5 protein-coding genes are annotated in these 5,108 nt (G+C 53.2%); 2 read left to right on the forward strand and 3 right to left on the reverse strand.

From position 1 onward, the window contains the following. Nucleotides 1-109: 109 nt before the first annotated feature. Complete coding sequence (locus K5R89_RS26530) at nucleotides 110-1,078, forward strand: IS5-like element IS903B family transposase (RefSeq protein ID WP_221853875.1); 969 nt, start codon at nucleotides 110-112, stop codon at nucleotides 1,076-1,078. A gap of 210 nt (nucleotides 1,079-1,288) precedes the next feature. Continuing rightward, the gene (locus K5R89_RS26535) at nucleotides 1,289-2,425 is read left to right on the forward strand and encodes a tyrosine-type recombinase/integrase (RefSeq protein WP_064175113.1); all 1,137 of its coding nucleotides are present in this window, start codon (nucleotides 1,289-1,291) and stop codon (nucleotides 2,423-2,425) included. A gap of 139 nt (nucleotides 2,426-2,564) precedes the next feature. Here K5R89_RS26535 and K5R89_RS26540 read toward each other — a convergent pair whose 3' ends face one another. From K5R89_RS26540 to K5R89_RS26550, 3 genes are read right to left on the reverse strand one after another with little or no spacing between them, the layout of a single operon-like run. Continuing rightward, on the reverse strand, nucleotides 2,565-4,103 hold the full coding sequence (locus K5R89_RS26540; protein ID WP_131091224.1) for an IS66-like element ISKpn24 family transposase: 1,539 nt from the start codon (nucleotides 4,101-4,103) through the stop codon (nucleotides 2,565-2,567). Between the two features lie 48 nt (nucleotides 4,104-4,151). Next, entirely contained in the window at nucleotides 4,152-4,499 is a 348-nt protein-coding gene (gene tnpB / locus K5R89_RS26545) for an IS66 family insertion sequence element accessory protein TnpB (protein WP_044715322.1), read from the reverse strand. Beyond that, the gene (locus K5R89_RS26550; RefSeq protein WP_003031976.1) at nucleotides 4,496-4,900 is read right to left on the reverse strand and encodes a transposase; all 405 of its coding nucleotides are present in this window, start codon (nucleotides 4,898-4,900) and stop codon (nucleotides 4,496-4,498) included. The genes tnpB and K5R89_RS26550 overlap by 4 nt, the downstream gene beginning before the upstream one ends. Between the last annotated feature and the right edge of the window lie 208 nt (nucleotides 4,901-5,108).

The following is a 5,108-nucleotide window of genomic DNA, read 5'->3' on the forward strand; positions in this document are numbered from 1 at the left end:
CGGGGGAAAGCCCATCGAACAATTATCTCCCCAGGCCGCACGTCAGGTGTTGATTGATGCGCAGAAAGGCGCCACGCGGCTTTGTTGAATAAATCGAACTTTTGCTGAGTTGAAGGATCAGATCACGCATCTTCCCGACAACGCAGACCGTTCCGTGGCAAAGCAAAAGTTCAAAATCACCAACTGGCCCACCTACAATAAAGCCCTCATCAACCGTGGCTCCATAACTTTCTGGCTGGATGATGAAGCTATTCAGGCCTGGTATGAGTCGGCAACGCCTTCATCACGGGGAAGACCTCAGCGCTATTCTGACCTTGCCATCACGACTGTGCTGGTCATTAAACGCGTATTCAGGCTGACCCTGCGCGCTGCGCAGGGCTTTATTGATTCCATTTTTTCTCTGATGAACGTTCCGCTACGCTGCCCGGATTACAGCTGTGTCAGCAGGCGGGCAAAGTCGGTTAATGTCAGTTTCAAAACGCCCACCCGGGGTGAAATCGCGCATCTGGTGATTGATTCCACCGGGCTGAAGGTCTTTGGTGAAGGCGAATGGAAAGTCAAAAAGCATGGCCAGGAACGCCGTCGTATATGGCGAAAGTTGCATCTGGCAGTTGACAGCAACATACATGAAATCATCTGTGCAGACCTGTCGCTGAACAATTTTACGGACTCAGAGGCCTTCCCCGGGTTAATCCGGCAAACCCACCGGAAAATCAGGTCAGCCGCCGCCGATGGCGCTTACGATACCCGGCTATGTCACGATGAACTGCGGCGTAAGAAAATCAGCGCGCTTATCCCGCCCCGAAAAGGCGCGGGTTACTGGCCCGGTGAATATGCAGACCGTAACCGTGCAGTGGCTAATCAGCGGCTGACCGGGAGTAATGCGCGGTGGAAATGGACAACAGATTATAACCGTCGCTCGATAGCGGAAACGGCGATGTACCGGGTAAAACAGCTGTTCGGAGGTTCACTGACACTGCGTGACTACGATGGTCAGGTTGCGGAGGCTATGGCCCTGGTACGAGCGCTGAACAAAATGACGAAAGCAGGTATGCCTGAAAGCGTGCGTATTGCCTGAAAACACAACCCGCTACGGGGGAGACTTACCCGAAATCTGATTTATTCAACAAAGCCAAACACTGTCTATTTTCGAAAACAGTAAACGAAGTTCCACGCACAGGCAAGAGAAGCAATTCGATTAATTTCCCGTTCTGCCTGGATTTGAAAAAAACAATGTTATTATACTGGTTATAAAAACAGTATCAGTGAAAAGACATGAGATCTTCCCATGACAGATAAAACCAAACTGGTTGCTATCTCACGAACCAATGACATGAGCGCTCTGGATGCACTCAAGCTGTTGCGGTTTCGCCGGTACAATACAGCCAGAAGTCAGTTAAGGGTCACGAGTGTCTGGTCTACATGGTGCGCCAGGCACGGTCTGACCCCCTTCCCCGTCACAGCGGTTGATGTCGAGCGCTATATTAATGGGCTGAATGGATCCGTTAAAATGGCGACCATCTCTCATTTTATTGCATGCCTTTCAAGCGTAAACAGCAGCCTGGGTTTTCCAGACTTCCGCAACGTTCTGATAAAAGCACTGGTTCAGGTATGGCGGGCGCGGGAGAATGAGAAAAAAATCGTCACCGGTCAGGCCCTTCCATTTCTTATATCCGATCTCAATATTCTTCGCCGGTCGCTGCATAAAAGCGACGACCTGAGAGACATACGGGACCTTGCAATGATATGGGTTGGGTTTGAAACTCTGCTGCGTAACGTGGAAATTCGAAGAATTAAAACCGGCGATCTTAAATGGCAAAATGACACGTCCTGTTACCTTCTGGACGTCATGCGGACCAAGACAAGCCTTTCAAGTAACCTGACATTTCAGCTCTCACCACAATGCAGTCAGCATGTCAGACGGTTGATTGAGACGGTGGAATACACCGATACTGAAACCTTCGGGCACCGTTTTCTTTTTCAGCCTGTAAACATCCATACGAACCGATATTTCCCGTCCACCAGCAGTAAGCTATCCCGGGGTAAATCCATAGACAGGATGCTGGTCAAAGCAGGATTCAGTGAGGGGTTACTGACGCAGTTACAGAATGAGTCAAAGGTATCACGGGAAGATGTTGGTATGCTGTCCTCTAATTCACTGAACCAGGCATTTGCACGCCTCTGGGGGATTGCCGGGAAGGTCAGCGACAGTAACCGACAGTCCGGGCGGTACCGGACATGGACAGGACACAGTGTGCGTGTGGGGGGAGCCATAGAGCTATTTAAGGCCGGGTACTCCCTGGAAAAGATTACAGAGATGGGGAACTGGTCTGATCCAAAGATGGTCTTTCGTTATATCCGTGGATATCTTGCCAGTGAAAAAGCCATGGTAAGCTTTATGCGTAATCATCTGGACGACATATAGATTTTACTGAGAGAAACACCAGCACTCAGCAACATGTTTCTGAGCGCTGGTCACTTATGAACTTTTCAGATATTCAGTTCTTTCAAATCTGTCACAACAAAAGTAAGCGTGCAGCGAGAACCGTATTGACGGGGATGTGTTATTCAGTTGGCAGTGCTACGCGCCAGGGGAGTAGTTCGCTGACCCGGTTTATCGGCCAGTCAGCAATGACGTCAAGGACATAACGGAGGTAGCTTTCTGGCTCCACTCCGTTCAGTTTGCATGTCCCGATCAGGCTGTACAGCAGCGCTCCCCGCTCTCCTCCATGATCCGAACCGAAGAACAGGTAGTTTTTGCGGCCCAGGCTGACCATCCGTAGCGCATTCTCAGCTATGTTGTTATCTGCCTCGGCCCAGCCGTCGTCAGTATAGTAAGCCAGCGCCGGCCACTGGTTCAGTACGTACGTGAACGCTTTCGCCAGTTCTGAGTGTCGCGACAGCGTTTTCACCTTTTCACGCAGCCAGCTTTCCAGGGATTTCAGCCGCGGTTTAGCTTTTTGCTGACGTTCTGCAAGGCGTCGCTTCGCCGGCATCCCCCTTATTTCCGCCTCGATGGCATATAACTCACCGATCCGTTTCAGGGCTTCCTCCGTCAGCGCTGACGGGGTGCGAACGTGCACATCGTGGATCCTGCGGCGGGCATGAGCCCAGCAGGCAGCTTCCGTTATCTGTCCATTGCGGTACAGTTCGTTGAACCCGGCGTACGCATCCGCCTGCAGAACTCCGCTGAAGCCAGCGAGATGGCTCTGCGGGTGGATACCTTTTCTGTCCGGGCTGTAAGCGAACCACACTGCCGGCGCCAGCTCTGACCCGGCGTTACGGTCGTCACGAACGTAGGTCCATAACCGCCCGGTCTTCGTTTTCTTATTACCTGGCAACAGCACCGGGACAGGCGTGTCATCAGCATGGAGCTTACCGTCAGTCAGCACATAGTCCTGAAGCGCCCCTTCCAGCGGTGACAGTAGCCGGCAACACGCATCCACCCAGCCCGACAGCAGTGAGCGGCTCAGCTCCACACCCTGGCGGCCGTATATTTCAGACTGGCGGTACAGCGGGGTGTGCTCTGCATACTTTGAACTCAGCACGCGGGCCAGCAGCCCCGGTCCTGCGATACCCCGCTCGATGGGCCGTGAAGGCGCGGGGGCCTGCACGATGGCATCGCACTGAGTACAGGCATGCTTTTCACGTACTGTCCGGATAACCCGGAAGGCGCTGCGCATCAGCTCCAGCTGTTCGGCGGCATCTTCACCCAGGTAACTCAGCGCACCACCACATTCCGGGCAGCATGACGCTGCCGGCAGCAGCCGTTTTTCGTCACGGGGAAGTGATTCAGGGAACGGTTTGCGGGTACGGGTCTGCCGCAGCGGGCGCTGCACGGCCGGGTCATCCACCCGGCCGGTAAGGGTATCGCTTTCTTTCTGCAACTGGTTAAGGTCGGCTTCCATCTGAGCGATACGGCGGGAGACTTTTTCGGAGCGGCTGCCGAAGTTCATCCGGCGCAGCTTATCCAGTTGCGCCTGCAGGTGATCTATTTCGCGTTCACGCTCGTTCAGCTTTTCCTGCAGGGCATGGTTCAGCGCCTCCTGTTCGGCAAGGAGACGTTTCAGTTCATCGATATCGTCAGGACGTGAGCTGTTCATACCGGGTATATTACCAGGCTCATTCAGCGTCGACCAGGATAAAGAGGCCTACAACATAGTCAGTGACGTAAGCAGTCTTTTAGGCTGCCGCCAGTCGATACCTTCAAGGAGCATCGCCAGCTGTGCCGGTGTGAGGAACACGTTGCCATCCCGGGCTGACGGCCAGGCGAAGCGGCCGCGCTCCAGCCGTTTGGTCAGCAGACACAGTCCATCGCCGGTAGACCAGAGGAGCTTTACCTGACTGCCATTACGCCCACGGAAGATAAAAACGTGACCTGACATCGGATCGTCTTTCAGCGTCGTCTGCACCTTTGCCGCCAGGCCGTTGAAGCCGTTTCTCATATCGGTGATGCCAGCGACCAGCCAGATCTTTGTCCCTGATGGTAATGGGATCAACGTTTGAGCTCCCGTATCAGCAGGTTCAGGATATTTTCGCTGATGGCACCATTCAGACGGAGTGATCCGTGCCGGAACGTCACTTCACAGCTGATATTGAGTGATTCAGGTGCCGCAGCAGCTACAGGTTGTGACCGGGGGGAGGTTGCAGGGACAACATCTTCGGCATCAAGTGTTATCGGGAGCAGCTCAGGCACGTTGTTTTCTGTTGTTGAAGGAGGACGTAGTTTTCCTTCGCGCCAGTACTGGCGCCACTTGAACAGCAAATTATCGTTGATCCCATGCTCACGAGCGAGTTGCGCTACGGAGATCTCTGGTCGATGCGAGAGTTCAACCATTTTGATTTTGAACTCAACGGGATAATTAGGGCTTTTTTTACGCACTGCGGTTAATGATTTCATGGATAGCGTCCACCATATTTGGTGTCCACTATCCTCTCAGGAATATCAGGATCTGCCAGACGGTGCTGAGACGACGCTTACTTTTGAGGTGCTCCAGTGGCTTCTGTTTCTATCAGCTGTCCCTCCTGTTCGGCTTTGTTGAATAAATCAGATTTCGGGTAAGTCTCCCCCGTAGCGGGTTGTGTTTTCAGGCAATACGCACGCTTTC

This window comes from Klebsiella sp. TF21-TM (genome assembly GCF_019753495.1).
GTDB lineage: Bacteria > Pseudomonadota > Gammaproteobacteria > Enterobacterales > Enterobacteriaceae > Klebsiella > Klebsiella quasipneumoniae.